Consider the following 17,810-nt stretch of genomic DNA (forward strand, 5'->3'; position numbering starts at 1 on the left):
CTAGCCTTGTAGCCCGGATGGAGCGAAGCGTAATCCGGGACTTCCGCCACGAGTGACGGAGACCCGGATTACGCTGCGCTCCATCCGGGCTACGGGCTAAACCGTCTGCGCTACCGCTCCGATGACCCGTCGGTGCCGGTGCGGCGCGGCACCGCGCCGGGCTGCACGCCCAGCCGCGTTTGGCTTGCCCCCGCGCGGGCGCGCTGGCGTTCGCCATCGTGCAGTGACGGCTGGTACTTTGCGCGCGTAACGGCGAGCGTCGAGCCGCGCCAGGCTGCCAGCATCACCAGCGCCGAACGGTCACTGAGGCGGTCGTAGAGCCGCGACAGCCGGTACACCTCGTTCACGGACGTGCCGATCTCCGGCTTGAAGAACAGCAGGATGCGCTGGAAGTTCGGGCTCGGCATGTCGAGCGCGCGCGCGGCGACCGCGAGCGCCTCGCCGCCGGCATCGTCGACGATCTGGGCCGCGACGCGCGAGGGCAGGATCAGGCTGTCGCCGAGCTCGAGGGTAAAATTGTCGACGTCGCCCGCGATCGCCGCCATCTCCAGGATCTGAATCGCGCGCTTGGCGCGCACGGTCGGAATGCGGGGCGCGGCCTTCAGCGGGGTCTGCGCCAGGTTGTGCAGGATCAGCGCGCGCTCGGAGGCGCCGGCGCGGAAGAACATGTCGTGGATCTCGGCGGCGTCCGTCGGCTGCATCGCCATGTTGGCGGCCATGCGCAGCTCGGCATCGGTCGGCGTGCGGGCCGGCGAGGGGGCGGGTGCGGGCGTGGCGATCTCGCGGGCGAGCGGAACCCTGCGGCCTTCCTGCGCGGCGACCAGCCCGAGCTTTTGCAGGACCGGGACGGGCGTCGACGGATAGATTGCGAGCTTGGCCTTGATGGCTGCGCGGGTCGCATCGTCGACCTGGTCGATCAGCCGCGTTGCAAGCTCGGTGAACTGGCGCTGCTCGTCGTCGCTGTGGATGCGCGTCTGCACATAGAGGTCGGTCAGCACGCGCAGCAGCGTCGGCCGAACATCGACGCCTTGGCGACGGGAGAGGGACATCAGCCCGTCGAATCCGGGAAACAGCGACTTGGTCATGGAGAGATACGCGACCTGGAAGAGATACTGCTCGCCAGCCTATCGTAGGCTCCTTTAAAGGCTCGTTAAGGAAAACGAGGCGTGAAGCCGAACGCTCGATTTGTAGCGATCTCGTGCCGCAGCGGGACGTCGCGGCCGGCCCGTGCGGCTACGGTCCGACCGCGACGTTTACACCCCGTTAACCATGAACTGATCTTAATGAATGCATGTTGCATGAGCGCGCCTGGTCGCGCGGCAATTGAAGAGAGCTGACATGGGGACCATCATTGAATTTCCGGCCGGTCGCCGGGTGGGCTCGTCGGGGGATGTCGCTCCGCGCGCGGACATGGGAACGATCCTGATCCTTCCCGTCATCCGTATCGAGCGCGAGGTAGACGAAACCAGCGGCGATCACGGGCCGGAGCAGGGCACAGCGCCGGGGCGCCGTCGTCGCCGTCGCTGATTTCGGGCTTTTGCAATGCCGGACACCATCCGCCAGATCCGGTCTGTTCTATCGGCCGTCCTGCTCACGCTCCTGGCTGCGACGCTCGGGGCCTGTAGCGGCGGCGATTTCGGCCGCACCCGCGCTGACATGCGCAGCGACGATATGCATCGCTGGTTGGGGGCCGAAGCCACCGGCAGCGTCGGCCTGGGTCCCTCGCAATTCCAGCTCACCGACGAGGAGCGCCAGCTGCGCGACCTCGCCTATCCCATGATCGAGCCGCCGCTGTCACGCCCCGCATGGAAGAGCGTGTTCGGCGACTACAAGGCGATGCCTTCGCCCTGGCGGCAGAAGATCGTGTTCGACCGTACCATGTATGGTCGCACACTGATCGACGAGCCGCACCGCTCGCATTCCTCGCGCTATGCGCAGCTGATCGAGGACGTGCGCAACGACATCACCCGCTTCGAGCCGTTCTTCGCGTCCGCGATCCGCGTCATCGATCTCGACCGGAAGCGCGACGCCAGCATGGCGCGCGTCTCCGCGCTCTCGCCGAGGGAGAGGGACGACGCGGTGGCGCGCATGCAGGAGAACTCGCTGATCGTGCAGTGGGTGCAGCAATGCCTGGAGCAGCGGATCTCTTCCTACCGCTGGGCGTTGGAGCGCTTGGTGATCCATGCCCCCGACGGCATGGCCGCCGACGCCGACCGCCTGATCGGCGAGCTCGCCGCCCAGACCGCCAACCCGCCGGTCCAGGCGCAACCGCCCTATGGGCGTGCGGTCATCTCGAAGGGCTGAGCTTTTTGCGCGCGCCGACCCGGCGCTTGGTTCGATCCGGCCGCCGCTGCTTCTGCAGCTTCCCGACAAACTCCTTCAGCGCATCCGCCAGCGGCACCGAGGCGCGGTAGGCGAGGCCGACCTCGCGCTTCACCTTGACCTCGATCTCGCGCACCGCGACATCAAGATTGCCCTTCGCCACGCCTTCCGGGACGATGGCGATGCCGACGCCGGCGGCGACCAGCGCGATGGCCCAATCCTCCGATTGCGCGATCGCCGCGGTCTGGCGCCGCTGCGCATTGCGGCCGAAGAATGCGTTCTGTTCACAATGACAGCGGTCGATCAGCGGCACGCCGGCGAGGTCGGCAGCCCGGAGCTTGTCCTTCAGCGTCAGCGGGTGCGACGGCGGCAACGCGGCGACATAGCGCTCGCTCCACATCGCGACGAAATGCTCGTCATCGCGCACCATGGTCTTGGCGATGATCCGCGCGTCTGCGCGCTCTTCGCTGCCGACGAGGCGAAGCGCGATGTCGCTACGCGCCGTCAGCGGTTTCAAGAGCGCGATGGTCCGGGGCACGTCGAGCGTGCGCATCAGGCCCAGCGTCACCGTGGTCTTCGCGCTAGGCTTTTTGAACAGGCTGCGCGCGGCATCGGCCTCGTCGATAATGCGGCGCGCCAGCGTATGAAACTGCTCGGCCGAGGCGGTGGGCGCGACGCCCTTCTTGTGCCGAATGAACAGCGTGGTGCCGAGCTCCGCCTCCAGATTGGTGATCGCAGTCGAGATCGACGGCTGCGACACGAAGCAGGCCCGCGCCGCCGCGGTCAGATTGCGCTCGCGGTAGACGGCGGCGAAGTAGCGAAGCTCGCGGATATCCATAGGATTGGCCTAGAGATAGTATCAATATTCAATATTTTACCTATGGATCGAGCCATGACAAGAGCGTCCTGCTCACGAACACCGGCAGGGATACGCGATGAAGATCCACCATCTCAACACCGGCACGATGTGCCCGATCGGCCGCCGCCTGGTGAACGGTAGCGGCAGCTTGTTCCAGCGCGCCCGCCTGGTCTGCCACTGCCTGCTGATGGAGACGAATGACGGGCTGGCTTTGGTCGACACCGGGATCGGCCTCGATGACATCGCATCGCCTGAGCGGCTGGGGCGGCGCTGGGTGCGGCAGACCGCGCCAAAGCTGGATCCCGCGGAGACGGCGGCCGAGCAGGTGAGGGCGCTCGGCTATTCACCGAACGACGTGCGTCACGTGCTGCTGACGCATCTCGACCGCGATCATGCCGGCGGCGTGCCCGACTTTCCCGATGCCGCGATCCACGTCCACCGCGCCGAATACGACATGGCGGTGCTGCGCAAGCCCGCGCCTCCGGAAGGCCGCTATGTCACGGGGCAGTGGAGCCACGGTCCGCGCTGGCAATTCTACGGTGAAGCCGGCGAGGACTGGTTCGGCTTCAAGGGCGTGCGCGCGCTCGGCGACAAGGAGGCGGACATCCTGATGATCCCGCTTGCCGGCCACACGCTCGGCCATTGCGGCATCGCGGTGCGCTCGGGCGATGGCTGGTTGCTGCATGCCGGCGACAGCTACTTCCACCATGCCCAGCTCGACGCGTCGCCGCGCATGCCGTTGATGCTCGGCTACTTCCAACGCCGCGGCGACATGGACCGCGACATGCGGATCGCCAACCAGGAACGGCTGCGCGCGCTGAAGCGCGATCACGGCGATCGCGTGAGCATCATCAACAGCCACGATCCCGCCGATTACGAGCGCTGCCGCTGCGGCGCGCACTGAGTGCGCGCCGACACCTCACCGCTGCCCGTCATGCACGGAGATCTCCGACGCCTTGAGGCCGCCGATGCGCGCGTGCGGTCGGCTGCCGGTTGCCATCACGAGGCCGAAGGCGATCTCGTCGCGCCGTGGCGCATCCCACAGCGTCATCTCCGCGGTGCCGAAATGGCTGCGGACATAGGCGGCATGGATGTGGCCGAGCGGTACCATCAGGCGCGTGCCAGGACCGCCGATGGTCTTCGCGGCCGGCACGATCGCCTTCGGCTGGCCCAGTACCTCGCGCATGCCATGGCCGCCGGCTTCATGCCAGACGGCGCCTTGCTCGAGCTCGCCGTCCTCGCCGACGATGATGCCTTTGCCATAGGCTTCGATGCGCTCGGCGCCGCCGAGCTGTGCGATCAGCGCGCTCGCAAGCTCGCGCCCGAGCTGACGCAAGGACGCCTGGAACGGCATCAGGTCCGGCTCATAGCGGCCGGCGAAGGGATTGCGGATCACCGCGACGGCGGTTCCGACCAGCAGCGGCTTTTCCAGCCGGGGCCCGCGCTCATGCCAGATGGTCTCGACGCCGAGCGCGGTCTTGCGAATATCGTAGGACATCGGCGGCCCTACGCTTCGTTCACGACGGGATTGCTGAGCACGCCGATGTTCTCGATCTCGACCTCGACCACATCGCCGGCTTTAAGGAAGATCGGCGGCTTGCGGGTGAAGCCGACGCCGGCCGGCGTGCCGGTCGCGATGACGTCGCCGGGGACGAGATCGAAAATGGTCGAGCAATATTCGATCAGCCGCGGGATCGAGAAGATCAGCATCGAGGTGTCGGAGGACTGCACGGTCGCGCCGTTGACGCGCGTCTCGAGCTTCAGCTTGGTGGGATCGCCGATCTCGTCCGGCGTGACCAGCCACGGTCCGAACGGGCCGGTGCCGACGAAGTTCTTGCCCGAAGCGATTTGCTGCGCGTGGCGCTGCCAGTCGCGCACGCTGACGTCGTTGTAGATCGAATAGCCCGCCACATGATTCCATGCGTCGGCCTGGCTGATGTGACGGCCGCCCTTGCCGATGACGACGGCCAGCTCGCCCTCCCAGTCGAAATTGTCCGAGACCTTCGGCCGGATCACCGGCGCGTTGTGCGCAACTTGGGAACGCCACACCCGCAGGAAGATCGGTGGGAATTCCGTAATCTCGCGCTTCATGCCGAACGCCACGGCTTCGTTGTGGTGGTCGAGATAGTTGCGCACGGCGCAGACGATCTTCTCGGGCCGCGGAATCACCGGCAGGTATTTGACGTCGCTCAGCGCCAGCGTCGGCTTGTGCCCGGCGACGATCGCCTCGCGCTTGGCGTAGTCATCGCTGCCGAGAAAATCCGCAAGCGTCGGGTACTGAGGCAGGGCGCGGCCCAGATCCACCACGCGGTTTTCGACAACGGCGCCCCAGCTTTCCCGATTTCCATCCAAGAACGACAGCAGCTTCATGGTTTCGCCCCCAAGGGTTCCTATTTTCGATAGAGTGTATTATTTTCGAAAATGAGGCCGGGCGCAAGCCCGCCATGTGAAAATGCAGGTCGCCTATTCGGCGTCGAGCAGATGGCCGGCGTATTTGGCGACGTTGTCGGAGGTCGAGCGGATATGCGCTTCGATCAGCTGCACGGCGAGATCCGCGTTGCGCGAGATGGCGGCCTGCATGATGGCCTGGTGCTCGCCGGCCTTATCGCGCGGGCGCGGCCTGAAATTGGCGGAGAGATGCCGGTAGCGTTCGGCACGATCGAACAGCTCGGCGCGAATGGCGAGCAGCGTCGCCGAGCCGCAGGCGGAGACCAGCGCCTGATGGAACTGGCGATGCGCGATCTTCCACTCGGGATCACGCAAGGGATGCTCGGGATCGCGCTGCTCGATTCGCTTCAATCTGTGCAGGGTGGAGATCACCGCGATTTCCCAGTCGTCATCGCCCCGCTCGATCGAGCGGCGGATCAATTCCATCTCGATCAGCACCCGCGCATCGGTGACCTCCACCAGATCCTGGCGGCTGACCGGCGCGACGCGAAAGCCGCGCTGCTCCTGGGCGTCGACCATGCCTTCGGCGGCGAGCGCGGTCAGCGCCTCGCGCAGCGTCGTGAAACTCGCGCCGAACCGCTCGCGCAGCACGTCGAAGCGCAGCGGCTCGCCGGGCGGAAGCGCGCAGGCAATGATCTCCTCGCGCAGCCGATGCGTGATGTCGGCGGCGATGGTCTTGCCGAATTCCTTGCGGGGGCGGATGGCGCTCTCGGGCATGGGGATCTGTCGCTGAATCGATGCCTCAACATGCCGCGCTAACGAGCATCTTGCAATAATTTTCGTAAACGGTATGATTTTCGAAAATATGGTCTAGGGAGCACGTGAAGTCATGAGGGCGGTGCTGGTGCGTCAGCCGGGTGGGCCGGATGCACTCGAGGTGGTCGAGCTTCCGGTGCCTGTGCCCGGAGCCGGCCAGGTGCAAATCCGGGCCGAGGCGTTCGGGGTCGGTCAGCCCGACGTGCTGATCCGGCGCGGCGTCTACAAATGGATGCCGCCGTTGCCGGCCAATCCCGGCAACGATGTTGCGGGGCGCATTTCTGCGCTCGGGTCCGGCGTCGAGGGACTTGCCCTCGGCCAGAAGGTGCTGCTCAGCGCCCGCGATCTGTCCCAGCGCGGCGGCTGCTACGCCGATTACGTGGTCGCGCCCGCGGATGCCGTGCACGCGCTGCCCGACAATGTCGATCTGCAGGCGGCCGTGTGCCTGTCGAACTATCAGGTCGCTTACGCACTGCTGCACGAATGCCGTCATCCCCGCGCGCCCGCAAGCGCGCTCGTGATCGGCGCAGCCGGCGGCGTCGGCACGGCGCTGGTGCAACTGGCCAAGCTTGCCGGGATGACCGTCATCGGCACGGTCTCCACCGAAGAGAAGGCTGCATTCGCCAGGGGGAACGGCGCCGATCATGTCATCTTCTACCGAAGCGAGGATGTCGTGGCGCGCACCCGCGAACTGACTGATGGCGAGGGCGTCGGCCTCGTGCTCGATCACGTCTGCGGGCCCGAGTTCACCTCTTATCTCGGCGCGCTCGGCAAATGGGGCACGCTGCTGTCGTACAACGCCTTCGCCGGATTGCCGGAAGAGAATCTGATGGCGGCGATGCGCGATCATCTCGACATCTGTCCGGCGATACGCTGCTTCTCCTTCCACATCTACGACCACGATCGTGACGGACGTCGTGCCCTGATGCGCAGCGTGATCGAGGCCTTGAGCCGCAACGCGATCAAGCCGGCGATCTCGGCGGTACTGAAGCTCGACGAGGTCAGGAAGGCCCATACGCTGCTCGAGCAGGGCTCCGCGCTCGGCAAGATCATCATGATTCCATGAGGGGGTGACCCGCACGATGAGCACACAAGCACCCATTGCACGCTTCACGCGGCTGCGACACGCGACCTTCACCTCGCCCGATCCGGAGCGGCTGCTCGACTATTATCGCGGCGTGATTGGACTTGGCCTCGTGGCCCGCGATGGCAACCGCCTGTTCCTCGCCAGCGATTCCGAGCAGCTCTCGCTCGTGATCGAGCCCGGCGATGCCGCGCTGAGCAGCATCGCCTTTGAGATCTCCCCGGAGGTCCAGATCGAGGCGCTGGGCGCCGCGCTCAAGCAGGCGGACTTGCGGCCCGAGCTTCGGAGCGATCCCTCGCCTGGTGTGTCCCGGCTGCTGTCGTTTAGCGATCCCGAAGGCACACGTTTCGAGTTGATCCAGGGCTGGACGCCGACGCCCGCCCAGGAGCGGATCGGTGGGCTTGCTGTCGCCAAGCTCGGCCACGTCGCGCTCCGCACGCCCGATCCCAAAGCCGCTTCGGAGTTTTACGCGAACGTGATGGGGCTGCGGGTCTCCGACTGGATCGAGGACCGCTTCGTCTTCATGCGCAGCGGCTTCGAGCATCACACGCTCAACTTCGCGCTCGCGCCTGACCGCGGTCTGCATCACTTTGCTTTCGAGCTGCGCGGCCCCGAGCACATGCATCGGGCCTGCGACCATCTCGCGCGTCACAAGCTCCCGGTGCTCTGGGGACCGGTGCGTCACGGCCCGGGCCACAACACGGCGATCTATCACCGCAATCCCGATGGGCATCTGGTCGAGTTGTTTCATGACCTCGACCGGATGGTGGACGAAGAGCTCGGCTATTTCGAGCCGCGTCCCTGGCATCGCGATCGTCCGCAGCGGCCAAAAGTCTGGGTCGGGCTGCCGCGCGACGTCTGGGGCATGCCGCCATCGCCTGAATGCACGGAGTTCGCGCGCTAGCGGATTTGAGTTCTAACGGAAGATCGCCGCACGCGCGGCCAACGACATAACAATCAAAGGGAGGATGCATCCATGCGTCGGATGAAGCGGCTTGCTGCGGCCATTTTTCTGCTTGGTGGTTGTCTCGCGACCATCCCGGCATCGGCGGACAATTATCCGTCGCGCCCGATCCGCCTGCTGCATGGCTTTGCCGCCGGCGGCGCGGCCGACACGCTCTCGCGCATCATTGCCGACGGGCTGTCGAAGAAGCTCGGGCAGCCCATCATCGTCGAGGCCAAGCCGGGTGCCGGCGGCAACATCGCGGCGGATGCGGTCGCCAAGGCGGCGCCCGACGGTTATACGCTCGGCCTCGTCACCGGCGCGCACGCGATTTCCGCGGCGACCTACAAGAGCCTGGCCTATCAGCCGGCCGAAAGCTTCGAGATGATCTCGACGCTGGTCTACTACGCGCTCGTCATCGCCGTGCGCAACGATTACCCCGCAAAATCGCTGAGTGAGCTCATTGCCATGGCCAAGGCAAAGCCGGGTTCACTCAGCTTCGGATCGGTCGGTTTCGGCAGCACGCATCATCTTGCCGGCGAATTGCTCAACGCCACCGCCGGCATCGAGATCGTGCACGTGCCGTATCGCGGCGATTCCCAATCCGTCACCGCGCTGCTCGGTGGCGACGTTCCCGTCATCGTCGGCACGCCCGTGCTGCTGGCCCCGCAGATCCAGAGCGGCGCGATCCGTGGCTTGGCCGTGACTTCGCCGACGCGCACCGCGCTGTTGCCTGATGTTCCGACCGTGCAGGAAGCCGGCATCAAGGGCTACGACGTGCGCACCTGGGCCGGCCTGCTGGCGCCCAAGGGAACGCCGCCTGCCATCATCGCCGCGCTCAATGCCGCGACTCTGGAGGCGCTCGGGGATCCCGAGCTCAGGCAGCGTCTGGAGACGGCCGTCGGCGGCGAGGTCCGCGGCAGCTCGCCGGAGGAGATGAAGAAGCTGATCGGGACCGAGATCGCCAAATGGACCGGCGTGGTGGAGCGGGCGAAGATCCCGAAGATCTGAGCCGGGCCGGCGGCAGGGCCGGTACCGGCTGGCCCTGCTCACGAATGCTTGATCCGGATCAACAAGCGCCACCGTCACTGGGATATGCTACGAGGGATACGCTGCGACCTTGATAAGGTAACTCGATAAAGATGCGCCTCGTTCGTACCATCCTGGCATTCGCAATCGCCATATCCCTGGCGATGCTGCCCGTTGGCGCGTCCGCATCCGGCCTTGCCATGTCGTCGGACGACATGCCGGCGACCATGCAGATGGGCAACGACGCCGGGATGGCGGTGGACGATTGCTGCCCCGACATGAAGGGGGCGCCCTCGCAGACCGGCGGCTACAAATGCGGGATGGGCTTCTGCTGCGTCGGCGGCACCATCGCGCTCGATGCCATCAGGCCCGTCGTCTTCGGGCATTTCGCCGTAGCGGTGAGCACGATCGCCATCCCTGAGGATCAGGTCGTCTCCGTCCGCGGCAGCAGTCCTCCCTTCCGACCTCCTCGAATCTGATCTCGCAACAGCCGAACGCGCGCAGCACGTTTGCGCGCGACGACGACTGACGTGTGCGCGCCATGCGCCGCGGCGAAAGATCAGATCATGAGGACAGGACAATGCTTTCCAAATTCACCACCGCGGCGCTCGCCGCCACCCTTTCGCTTGCCGCTTCCGCTGCGATGGCGGGCGCCGGCGATTACGCTTTCGAGCCGGTCACTGCGCAAATGAAGAAGGGCGACGACGTTACGCTCTCGGTTCGCCTGACCAACAAGCAGACCGGCAAGCCAGTGGCGGACGCCGTCATCTTCAAGACCCGCGTCGACATGGCCCCGGACGGGATGGCCGAGATGGAATCGGCGGTGGCGCCGCTGCCGTCGAAGGAGCCGGGCGTCTACGCCTTCCGGACGGACCTGCCGATGGCCGGCCGCTACCAGGTCACGCTGTCGGCCAAGGTCCAGGGCGAGTCCGAGACCGTCACCGGCAAGGTGATCGTCACGGCGACCAAGTGAGCGTGCGGACGCCGCGAGTGGCGTCCGAACTTCTCTGTCCCATTCACATGGATGCGCGCACGCCGCGCGAAGGCACACCATGAAGACGCTGCGTCTCCTGACAACACTCGCGCTGGGCGGCGGCCTGGCTTTGGGTGCGTACTGGTTCTCGAACGACGGCCACTGGTCCGTTCATGCCGAGGCGACCCCGGCTCCGGCCCAGGCGGACCGGACCCCGCTCTACTACCGCGATCCCAGCGGCGCGCCGCTCTGGTCCGCTGGTCCGAAGCAGGACGACCGTGGCCGGGATTATCTGCCGGTCTATGAGGACGGTCAGGCGAATGCGGCGGCACCAAAGCCACCGCAGGCGGCTTCCTCGCGAAAAATCCTCTACTACCGCAATCCCATGGGCCTGCCCGACACCTCGCCGGTGCCGAAGAAGGACCCGATGGGGATGAACTACGTCCCCGTCTACGAAGGCGACGAGGTCGACGATGGCACGGTGAAGCTGTCGCCGGGCAAGATCCAGCGCAGCGGCGTCAAGTCCGAGCCCGTCCGGCGGCGCGCGATCCGCGTCGCGGTGAGGGCGCCCGGCACGATCCAGCTCGACGAGCGCCGCGTCTCTGTCATCGCGATGCGCGCCGAAAGCTTCGTGCAGAAAGTCGCAGACGTCACCACCGGCACGCGGGTGAAGGCGGGCCAGCCGCTGATGGAGATCTACAGTTCGGCGGTGGCGTCCGCGGCGGCGGAATATCTGGCAACGATCACCTCGAAGACGGTGGGCGGCGTCGAGCTGTACGGCCGCGGCTCGCGGCAACGGCTGGTCAATCTCGACGTGCCCGAGCAGGTCATCGCCGAGATGGAGCGGACGCGCGTTGCGCCCGTCACCGTGCATTGGTCGGCGCCGCGCGACGGCATCGTGCTCGAGCGCAACGCGATCGACGGCATGCGCGCCAATTCCGGCGAGGTGCTGTTCCGGATTGCGGACACCTCGGTCGTCTGGGCGTTGGCCGACGTCGCCGAGCGCGATCTCGGCAACATCGCGGTAGGGCAGTCCGTGGTGGTGCGCGCGCGCAGCTTTCCCGGCCGTATCTTCAGCGGCAAGATCGCCGTGGTCTATCCGCAGGTGAACCGCGACACCAGGACGGTTCGAGTCCGGATCGAGCTCGCCAATCCCGATGCGGTGCTGCTGCCGGACATGTATGTCGATGCCGAGATCGACACGGCCGATAGCGCGCCCGTGCTGGCGATCCAGGATAGTTCGGTGCTCGACACCGGCACGCGGCAGGCCGTCCTCGTCGACAAGGGCGAAGGGCGCTTCGAGCCGCGCGAGGTGAAGCTCGGCCGGCGCGGCGGCGGCTACATCGAGGTGCGCGACGGACTTGCCGATGGCGAGGCGGTGGTCACATCCGCCACCTTCCTGATCGATGCGGAAAGCAATCTGAAGGCCGCGCTCAAGGGGTTTGCGGAGGGAGCGCCTCAGCCGTCAGATGCGGGCCATGCGACGGGAGAGCACAAATGATCGCCCGCATCATCGCCTGGTCGGCGCGCAATTTGCTGCTGGTGCTGTTCGGCACCGGCTTTGCGGCCGCCGCCGGCCTCTATGCGCTGATCCACCTGCCGCTCGATGCAATCCCGGATCTCTCCGACACCCAGGTCATCGTCTACACCGAATATCCCGGTCAGGCGCCGCAGGTGATCGAGGACCAGGTCACCTATCCCCTGACCACGGCAATGCTGACCGTGCCGAAATCGAAAGTGGTGCGCGGCTTCTCCTTCTTCGGCGCCTCGTTCGTCTATGTGATCTTCGAGGACGGCACCGACATCTATTGGGCGCGCTCACGCGTGCTGGAATTCCTCAACGGCGCCTCGTCGCGACTGCCCGCCGGCGTCACCCCGACCATCGGCCCCGACGCCACCGGCGTCGGCTGGGTCTACCAGTATGCGGTCCTGTCGAAGGAATTGAACTTGGCAGACACCCGCACAATCCAGGACTGGAATCTGAAATTCGCGCTGGCCAAGGCCGAAGGCGTCGCCGAGGTCGCCAGCATCGGCGGCTTCGTCAAGCAGTACAATGTGGTGCTCGACCCGCAGCGGATGCGCGACCGCGGCATCAGCATGCAGAAAATTCGTGAGGCGATCCGCGCCAGCAACGCCGACGTCGGCGGACGCACCGTCGAGCTCGCCGAGTTCGAATATGTCATCCGTGGCAAGGGCTATATCAAGAGCATCAACGATCTCGGCAACATCGTGCTGAAGACCTCCGGCGGAACGCCGGTGCTGCTCCGCGACGTCGCCAATGTCGAGCTTGGGCCGGACGAGCGCCGGGGCATCACCGAGCTGAACGGCGAGGGCGAGGTCGCCAGCGGCATCGTGCTGCAGCGCTTCGGCGTCAATGCGCTCGACGTCATCGAGAACGTCAAGAAGCGCTTCAAGGAGATCGCGAGCAGCCTGCCGAAATCGGTCGAGATCGTGCCGGTCTACGATCGCTCCAACCTGATCTACGCGGCCATCGACACGCTCAAGCACACGCTGTTCGAGGAGAGCGTCGTCGTCGCGCTGGTCTGCATCGTGTTCCTGCTGCACGTCCGTAGCGCGCTGGTCGCGATCCTGATGCTGCCGGTCGGTGTGCTGATGGCGTTCGGTGCCATGAAGCTGCTCGGCCTCGGCTCCAACATCATGAGTCTCGGCGGCATCGCGATCGCGATCGGCGCCATGGTCGACGCCGCGATCGTCATGATCGAGAACGCCCACAAGCATCTCGAGCGCGCCGGGCCCGGCCAATCGCGCGTGCAGATCCTGATCGACGCCGCGTCCGAGGTCGGCCCCGCGCTGTTCTTCAGCCTGCTGATCATCACCGTGTCGTTCATGCCGATCTTCACGCTGGAATCGCAGGAGGGACGGCTGTTCAGCCCGCTCGCGTTCACCAAGACGTTCTCGATGGCGGCCGCGGCCCTCTTGTCGGTCACCCTGGTGCCGGCGCTGATGGTGATCTTCGTCCGCGGCCGGATCGTGCCGGAGAGCAAAAATGTCATCAATCGTTTCCTGATCTGGATCTACCGGCCCGTGATCAAGGGCGTGCTTCGCGCCAGGACGCTGGTGATCCTGGTCTCGGTCGCAGTCCTTGCCGTCACGATCTGGCCGGCCCGCCAGCTCGGCACCGAGTTCATGCCGGCGCTGAACGAGGGCACGCTGCTCTACATGCCGACGACGCTGCCCGGCATCTCCGTCACCAAGGCGGCCGAACTGATGCAGATTCAGGACCGCATCATCAAGTCGTTCCCCGAAGTCGTCTCCGTCTACGGCAAGGCCGGACGGGCGGCGACCGCGACCGATCCGGCGCCGACCGAAATGTTCGAGACGGTGGTCAATCTGAAGCCGAAGGAGCAGTGGCGGCCCGGCGTCACCGTCGACAGTCTGATTGCGGAGATGGACAAGGCGCTGCAGTTTCCCGGTGTCTCCAACGCCTGGACCATGCCGATCAAGGCGCGCATCGACATGCTCTCCACCGGCATCCGTACGCCTGTCGGCGTCAAGGTCATGGGCACCGACCTCGTCGAGATCGACCGGCTGGCGCGGCAGGTCGAGCGGGTGATCAAGACCGTCCCGGGGACCTCGTCGGCCTACGCCGAGCGTGGCATCGGCGGCTACTATCTCGAGATCGTTCCGGACCGCGAGGCGCTCGCCCGCTACGGCATTTTGATCCAGGACGTTCAGGACACCATCGCGGCCGCGCTCGGCGGGCAGACGGTGACGACGACCGTGGAGGGCCGGCAGCGGTTCACGGTGAACATGCGCTATCCGCGTGACCTGCGCGACAATCCCAAGGCGATCGCTGGCGATATCCTGGTTCCGATGCCGGCGGGCGGCGCCGTGCCGCTCGGCGAGGTGGCGAAGGTCGAGCCGGCGCGCGGGCCGACGTCGATCCGCACCGAGAACGGCCAGCTGGCGACCTACATCTATGTCGACATCCGCGACCGCGACATCGGCAGCTACGTCGCGGACGCGCAACGCGCGGTGACGGAGAGCATCCAGTTTCCCGCCGGCACCTATGTCGTCTGGAGCGGCCAGTACGAATATCTCCAGCGCGCCGCAGCGCGCCTGAAGATCGTCGTGCCCGTGACGCTGACGATCATCTTCCTGTTGCTGTACCTGAATTTCAGGGCACTCACCGAGACGCTGATCGTGATGCTGTCGCTGCCGTTCGCGCTGGTCGGCGGCATCTGGATGATGTGGTGGTTCGGCTTCAATCTGTCCGTCGCGGTCGCCGTCGGCTTCATCGCGCTCGCCGGCGTTGCCGCCGAGACCGGCGTCGTGATGCTGATCTACCTCGATCACGCGCTGGCCGAGATGAAGGCGAGGCGCGAGGCCGAGGGCGGGGTCTTCACTCGGCGCGATCTCCATGACGCCATCATGGTGGGCGCGGTCGAGCGCGTCCGGCCCAAGATGATGACGGTGGTCGCCATCATGGCGGGCCTGCTGCCGATCATGTGGAGCACCGGCGCCGGATCGGAGATCATGCAGCGCATCGCGCTGCCGATGATCGGCGGGATGATCTCCTCGACACTGCTGACGCTGATCGTGATCCCGGCGATTTTCGGGCTGGTGAAGGGGCGGGGGCTGCCTGATGGCGAGCAACCGGCGCTCGTCGACGAACATGCCGTTGAAATGGAGAACGGCATGCGCCCTCCGCAAGCGGCCGAATAGGATCGCGAGACGCCGTCCGGCTTCCCGGGCTTTGGCTCAGCCGGACGGTGTCTCCTGGCTCCGCAGCAGGCGGTGCGTCACCGTTCGTGCGATCGCCGCCGGCGCCTCCTCGGGGATCGCAAAGCAGGAGCTCGCGTTGATCTCGCACAGCACGTAGGTGTCGGCGCCCGCCGCATCGCGCGGCCCGTACAGGAAATCCGCATCCCAGATCACCGGCAGTGACGATTCATCGATGCCGAGCGTTTCCACCATCTGCGGCGTCCATTCATCCTCCATCGACCTTCGCAGCGCCCGGAACGGCGGGGCATCAGGGCCGTGCATGATCCGCGGTCCGGGCTGCGCCTCGGGCGCGTCGGGGCCTTCCGGCGGCGGTGGGATCAAGGCCTTGATCAATTGGTGCCCAAAGCCCGCGACCCTGGCGCCGCTCATGTAGCAGCGGATCATTCCGTCGGGCAGGCGAGGTTGAAACGCCTGGTCGATGATGCAGCCGCCCCAGCCGAAATACGGCGCGCAGCGCGCCACCAGATCGTCGAACCTGATGTCCTCGGGCCGGCTCCCGCGCTGGGCATGGAGCACACGAACCGTCTCCGTCGTGTTCGGAAGCGCTTCGACCTTCCATACCCCCTGGCCGCCATTGCCGCGATTTTGCTTGAGCACGCGGGGGCCGTCCGCCCGAAGGCGCGAGGGAAATTCGGCGCGGAACGCCGCGGCGGTGTCATAGCGATGGGTGTCGGTCCCCCAGCCCAGGTGGCGCGTTCGGTAAAGCACCTCCTTGACGCCCATCTTCAGGATCACGTCGGGATGGGCGCTCACCCAGGGACCTCGCGCCGCGACGTCGCGCAGCAGGATATCGAGCTCGGCGCGCGTCTTGCCCTGGTGGATCGGATCGACCCAGACCAGCACGCCGTCGGCCGCGAGCAGTTGATCGCGGACTGCGTCGGCAAAGCTCTCGTCGTAGATCACGGGGCGCGCGTCGATGCCGAACGCGGCGAGGGCTTCGAAGACACGGACGAAGCGGCTGTTGTGCGGCGTTGCGGCCGCTCGCGCGGCGGTGTCTCCGCGCGAGAGGATGGCGATAACATTGCGGGAAGAGAAGTCGGTGTCCATGCGCAAGCTCCACGAATGGCGTGCTGCGCAGAGCTTGGACCGGGGTCTCACGGGGAGTCTGCTTCGTCCCCACGTGACGAACCCTAATGAGATCGCCCGATCGTTTCAAGATGCCGGTTGGCGCGGTTCCGTTCCGAGTGAACTCTTCGTGACGCGCCTCGGCCTTGCGCCGGTTGACAGCTGGGCCACCCGGGTTTCTATTCGACGTGACGGGGATTTGCGATCTCCCCGCGAGGCGACATGCCCAAGCATCGCGTCCTGATCACCAAGGGCGCAGCATGTCATGGTTTCCCAATCTCATCAGACAAATCGTGATTTTTCATTCCTGCGCGGCGGCCGCGCCGAAGCGCGTTGGCGTCATCTCGTCGCGCCGCGCCGAAAACGACTTCACCTGGGGCAGGAGACGCCAGGAGAATGTCATGCGGAGAAGGGTCATCTTTCACACAATCCTCTTTCTGGCGATCGCCAGCGGGCTGTCGAGCGCACGCGCTCTGACACAAGAGGAGGTCGTCGCCAAAATCCAGGCGGCCGGCTACACGCAGGTCAGCGACATCAAATCGACCGCCGAGGGCACGACCGCAAAAGCCGTGAAGAACGGCAAGGAGGTGCGGCTTGTCATGGATAGCAGCGGCCAGATCAAGGAGCAGAAGTGAACCCCGGGGCACAGGAGCCTGAAATCCAAGCTTAGGGAGCAGTTCAATGCGAAAGACAATTTTGGCGCTGATCGGCGTCGGTGCCTGCTTCATCGCGGGCGCCCATGCGCAGGACCTCGACTGGAAGAAGGTCGATGAAACACTGGGCCGCAAGCCCGTCGTTGCCGACGATGTCCACCGCTACGGCTTTCCTCGCACCGATCTTTCCGTGACCTCGGACGGGGTGACGATCAAGCCGGCGCTGGCGCTCGGCGGCTGGCTCGCGTTCAAGCCCGCGCATGGCGGTGCCATGGTCATGGGCGATCTCGTGCTCCTCGAGACCGAGATCAATCCCGTGATGGCGAAGATGATCGCGAGCGGTATCGAGATCACCGCCGTGCACAATCATCTGCTGCGCGCGAGCCCGGCGACGTTTTACATGCACGTCGCCGGACACGGCGATCCCGTCAAGCTGGCCTCGGCGATCCACGATGCGTTGGCCGAAAGCAAGACTCCCTTGACGGTCGCGGCGCCGGCGGGGCCGCCGCCTGCCATCGACCTCGACACCGCCAAGCTCGATCAGGTCATCGGCGTCAAGGGGCAGGCCAACGGCGGCGTCTACCAGTTCAACGTCAAGCGGCGCGACCCGATCACGGAGGACGGCATGCTGCTGACCCCCGTCGGTGCGATGGGCGTTGCGATCGCCATCAACTTCCAGCCGACCGGAGCAGGCAAGGCTGCCATCACCGGCGATTTCGTGCTGACCAGCGACGAGGTGAACCCGGTCATCGTGGCGCTGCGTACGCACGGCATCGAGGTCACGGCGCTGCACAGCCACATGCTGGACGAGCAGCCGCGGCTGTTCTTCATGCACTTCTGGGCCAATGACGACGCGGTCAAGCTCGCGAACGGCATGCGCGCCGCGCTGGACAAGACTGCAAGCACGAAAGGCTGACGGCGGGGCCGAGCCG

The 17,810-nt window shown here is 65.9% G+C and carries 18 protein-coding genes; 12 read left to right on the forward strand and 6 right to left on the reverse strand.

Going from position 1 to position 17,810, the window contains the following annotated elements:
* Positions 1-110 precede the first annotated feature (110 nt).
* Positions 111-1,085 carry a DUF2336 domain-containing protein gene (locus tag GGD67_RS15440; protein WP_179734045.1) on the reverse strand — a complete coding sequence of 325 codons (975 nt, stop codon included), beginning with the start codon at positions 1,083-1,085 and terminating at the stop codon, positions 111-113.
* A gap of 253 nt (positions 1,086-1,338) precedes the next feature.
* Between GGD67_RS15440 and GGD67_RS15445 the strand changes: the two genes are divergently transcribed.
* The gene (locus GGD67_RS15445) at positions 1,339-1,527 is read left to right on the forward strand and encodes a hypothetical protein (RefSeq protein ID WP_179734048.1); all 189 of its coding nucleotides are present in this window, start codon (positions 1,339-1,341) and stop codon (positions 1,525-1,527) included.
* A 15-nt stretch (positions 1,528-1,542) separates the two neighbouring features.
* The gene (locus GGD67_RS15450; RefSeq protein WP_179734049.1) at positions 1,543-2,304 is read left to right on the forward strand and encodes a hypothetical protein; all 762 of its coding nucleotides are present in this window, start codon (positions 1,543-1,545) and stop codon (positions 2,302-2,304) included.
* Here GGD67_RS15450 and GGD67_RS15455 read toward each other — a convergent pair.
* Entirely contained in the window at positions 2,288-3,160 is an 873-nt protein-coding gene (locus GGD67_RS15455; RefSeq protein WP_179734051.1) for a LysR family transcriptional regulator, read from the reverse strand. The genes GGD67_RS15450 and GGD67_RS15455 overlap by 17 nt on opposite strands.
* Positions 3,161-3,257: 97 nt before the next feature.
* Here GGD67_RS15455 and GGD67_RS15460 point away from each other — a divergent pair, with 97 nt between their 5' ends.
* On the forward strand, positions 3,258-4,085 hold the full coding sequence (locus tag GGD67_RS15460; protein WP_179734053.1) for an MBL fold metallo-hydrolase: 828 nt from the start codon (positions 3,258-3,260) through the stop codon (positions 4,083-4,085).
* Between the two features lie 15 nt (positions 4,086-4,100).
* On the opposite strand, the gene GGD67_RS15465 is transcribed toward GGD67_RS15460, so the two are convergent.
* From GGD67_RS15465 to GGD67_RS15475, 3 genes are all read right to left on the reverse strand, one after another.
* Positions 4,101-4,679 carry an amino acid synthesis family protein gene (locus tag GGD67_RS15465; RefSeq protein WP_179734055.1) on the reverse strand — a complete coding sequence of 193 codons (579 nt, stop codon included), beginning with the start codon at positions 4,677-4,679 and terminating at the stop codon, positions 4,101-4,103.
* 8 nt (positions 4,680-4,687) lie between these two features.
* Positions 4,688-5,551 carry a fumarylacetoacetate hydrolase family protein gene (locus GGD67_RS15470; RefSeq protein ID WP_179734056.1) on the reverse strand — a complete coding sequence of 288 codons (864 nt, stop codon included), beginning with the start codon at positions 5,549-5,551 and terminating at the stop codon, positions 4,688-4,690.
* A 93-nt stretch (positions 5,552-5,644) separates the two neighbouring features.
* The gene (locus GGD67_RS15475; RefSeq protein WP_179734058.1) at positions 5,645-6,346 is read right to left on the reverse strand and encodes a GntR family transcriptional regulator; all 702 of its coding nucleotides are present in this window, start codon (positions 6,344-6,346) and stop codon (positions 5,645-5,647) included.
* A 112-nt stretch (positions 6,347-6,458) separates the two neighbouring features.
* Here GGD67_RS15475 and GGD67_RS15480 point away from each other — a divergent pair, with 112 nt between their 5' ends.
* From GGD67_RS15480 to GGD67_RS15510, 7 genes are all read left to right on the forward strand, one after another.
* Positions 6,459-7,451, forward strand: coding sequence for a zinc-dependent alcohol dehydrogenase family protein (locus GGD67_RS15480; RefSeq protein WP_179734061.1), 993 nt, complete (start codon positions 6,459-6,461; stop codon positions 7,449-7,451).
* A gap of 16 nt (positions 7,452-7,467) precedes the next feature.
* On the forward strand, positions 7,468-8,373 hold the full coding sequence (locus GGD67_RS15485) for a VOC family protein (protein ID WP_179734063.1): 906 nt from the start codon (positions 7,468-7,470) through the stop codon (positions 8,371-8,373).
* A 72-nt stretch (positions 8,374-8,445) separates the two neighbouring features.
* Entirely contained in the window at positions 8,446-9,423 is a 978-nt protein-coding gene (locus GGD67_RS15490; RefSeq protein WP_179734065.1) for a tripartite tricarboxylate transporter substrate binding protein, read from the forward strand.
* A gap of 131 nt (positions 9,424-9,554) precedes the next feature.
* On the forward strand, positions 9,555-9,920 hold the full coding sequence (locus tag GGD67_RS15495; protein ID WP_179734067.1) for a hypothetical protein: 366 nt from the start codon (positions 9,555-9,557) through the stop codon (positions 9,918-9,920).
* Positions 9,921-10,021: 101 nt separating this feature from the next.
* Positions 10,022-10,414, forward strand: a complete 393-nt coding sequence (locus GGD67_RS15500) for a FixH family protein (RefSeq protein WP_179734069.1) — start codon at positions 10,022-10,024, stop codon at positions 10,412-10,414.
* Positions 10,415-10,493: 79 nt separating this feature from the next.
* A complete protein-coding gene (locus GGD67_RS15505) occupies positions 10,494-11,915 on the forward strand; it encodes an efflux RND transporter periplasmic adaptor subunit (RefSeq protein ID WP_179734071.1) in 1,422 nt (473 codons plus the stop codon).
* The gene (locus GGD67_RS15510; RefSeq protein ID WP_179734074.1) at positions 11,912-15,100 is read left to right on the forward strand and encodes an efflux RND transporter permease subunit; all 3,189 of its coding nucleotides are present in this window, start codon (positions 11,912-11,914) and stop codon (positions 15,098-15,100) included. The genes GGD67_RS15505 and GGD67_RS15510 overlap by 4 nt, the downstream gene beginning before the upstream one ends.
* Positions 15,101-15,136: 36 nt before the next feature.
* On the opposite strand, the gene GGD67_RS15515 is transcribed toward GGD67_RS15510, so the two are convergent.
* On the reverse strand, positions 15,137-16,207 hold the full coding sequence (locus GGD67_RS15515; RefSeq protein WP_179734075.1) for a Cj0069 family protein: 1,071 nt from the start codon (positions 16,205-16,207) through the stop codon (positions 15,137-15,139).
* 419 nt (positions 16,208-16,626) lie between these two features.
* Here GGD67_RS15515 and GGD67_RS15520 point away from each other — a divergent pair, with 419 nt between their 5' ends.
* A complete protein-coding gene (locus GGD67_RS15520) occupies positions 16,627-16,860 on the forward strand; it encodes a hypothetical protein (RefSeq protein ID WP_179734077.1) in 234 nt (77 codons plus the stop codon).
* A gap of 46 nt (positions 16,861-16,906) precedes the next feature.
* Positions 16,907-17,794 carry a DUF1259 domain-containing protein gene (locus tag GGD67_RS15525; protein WP_179734079.1) on the forward strand — a complete coding sequence of 296 codons (888 nt, stop codon included), beginning with the start codon at positions 16,907-16,909 and terminating at the stop codon, positions 17,792-17,794.
* Positions 17,795-17,810: the final 16 nt, after the last annotated feature.

Origin of the sequence: Bradyrhizobium sp. IAR9, assembly GCF_013408065.1 — a bacterium.
Lineage (GTDB): Bacteria > Pseudomonadota > Alphaproteobacteria > Rhizobiales > Xanthobacteraceae > Bradyrhizobium.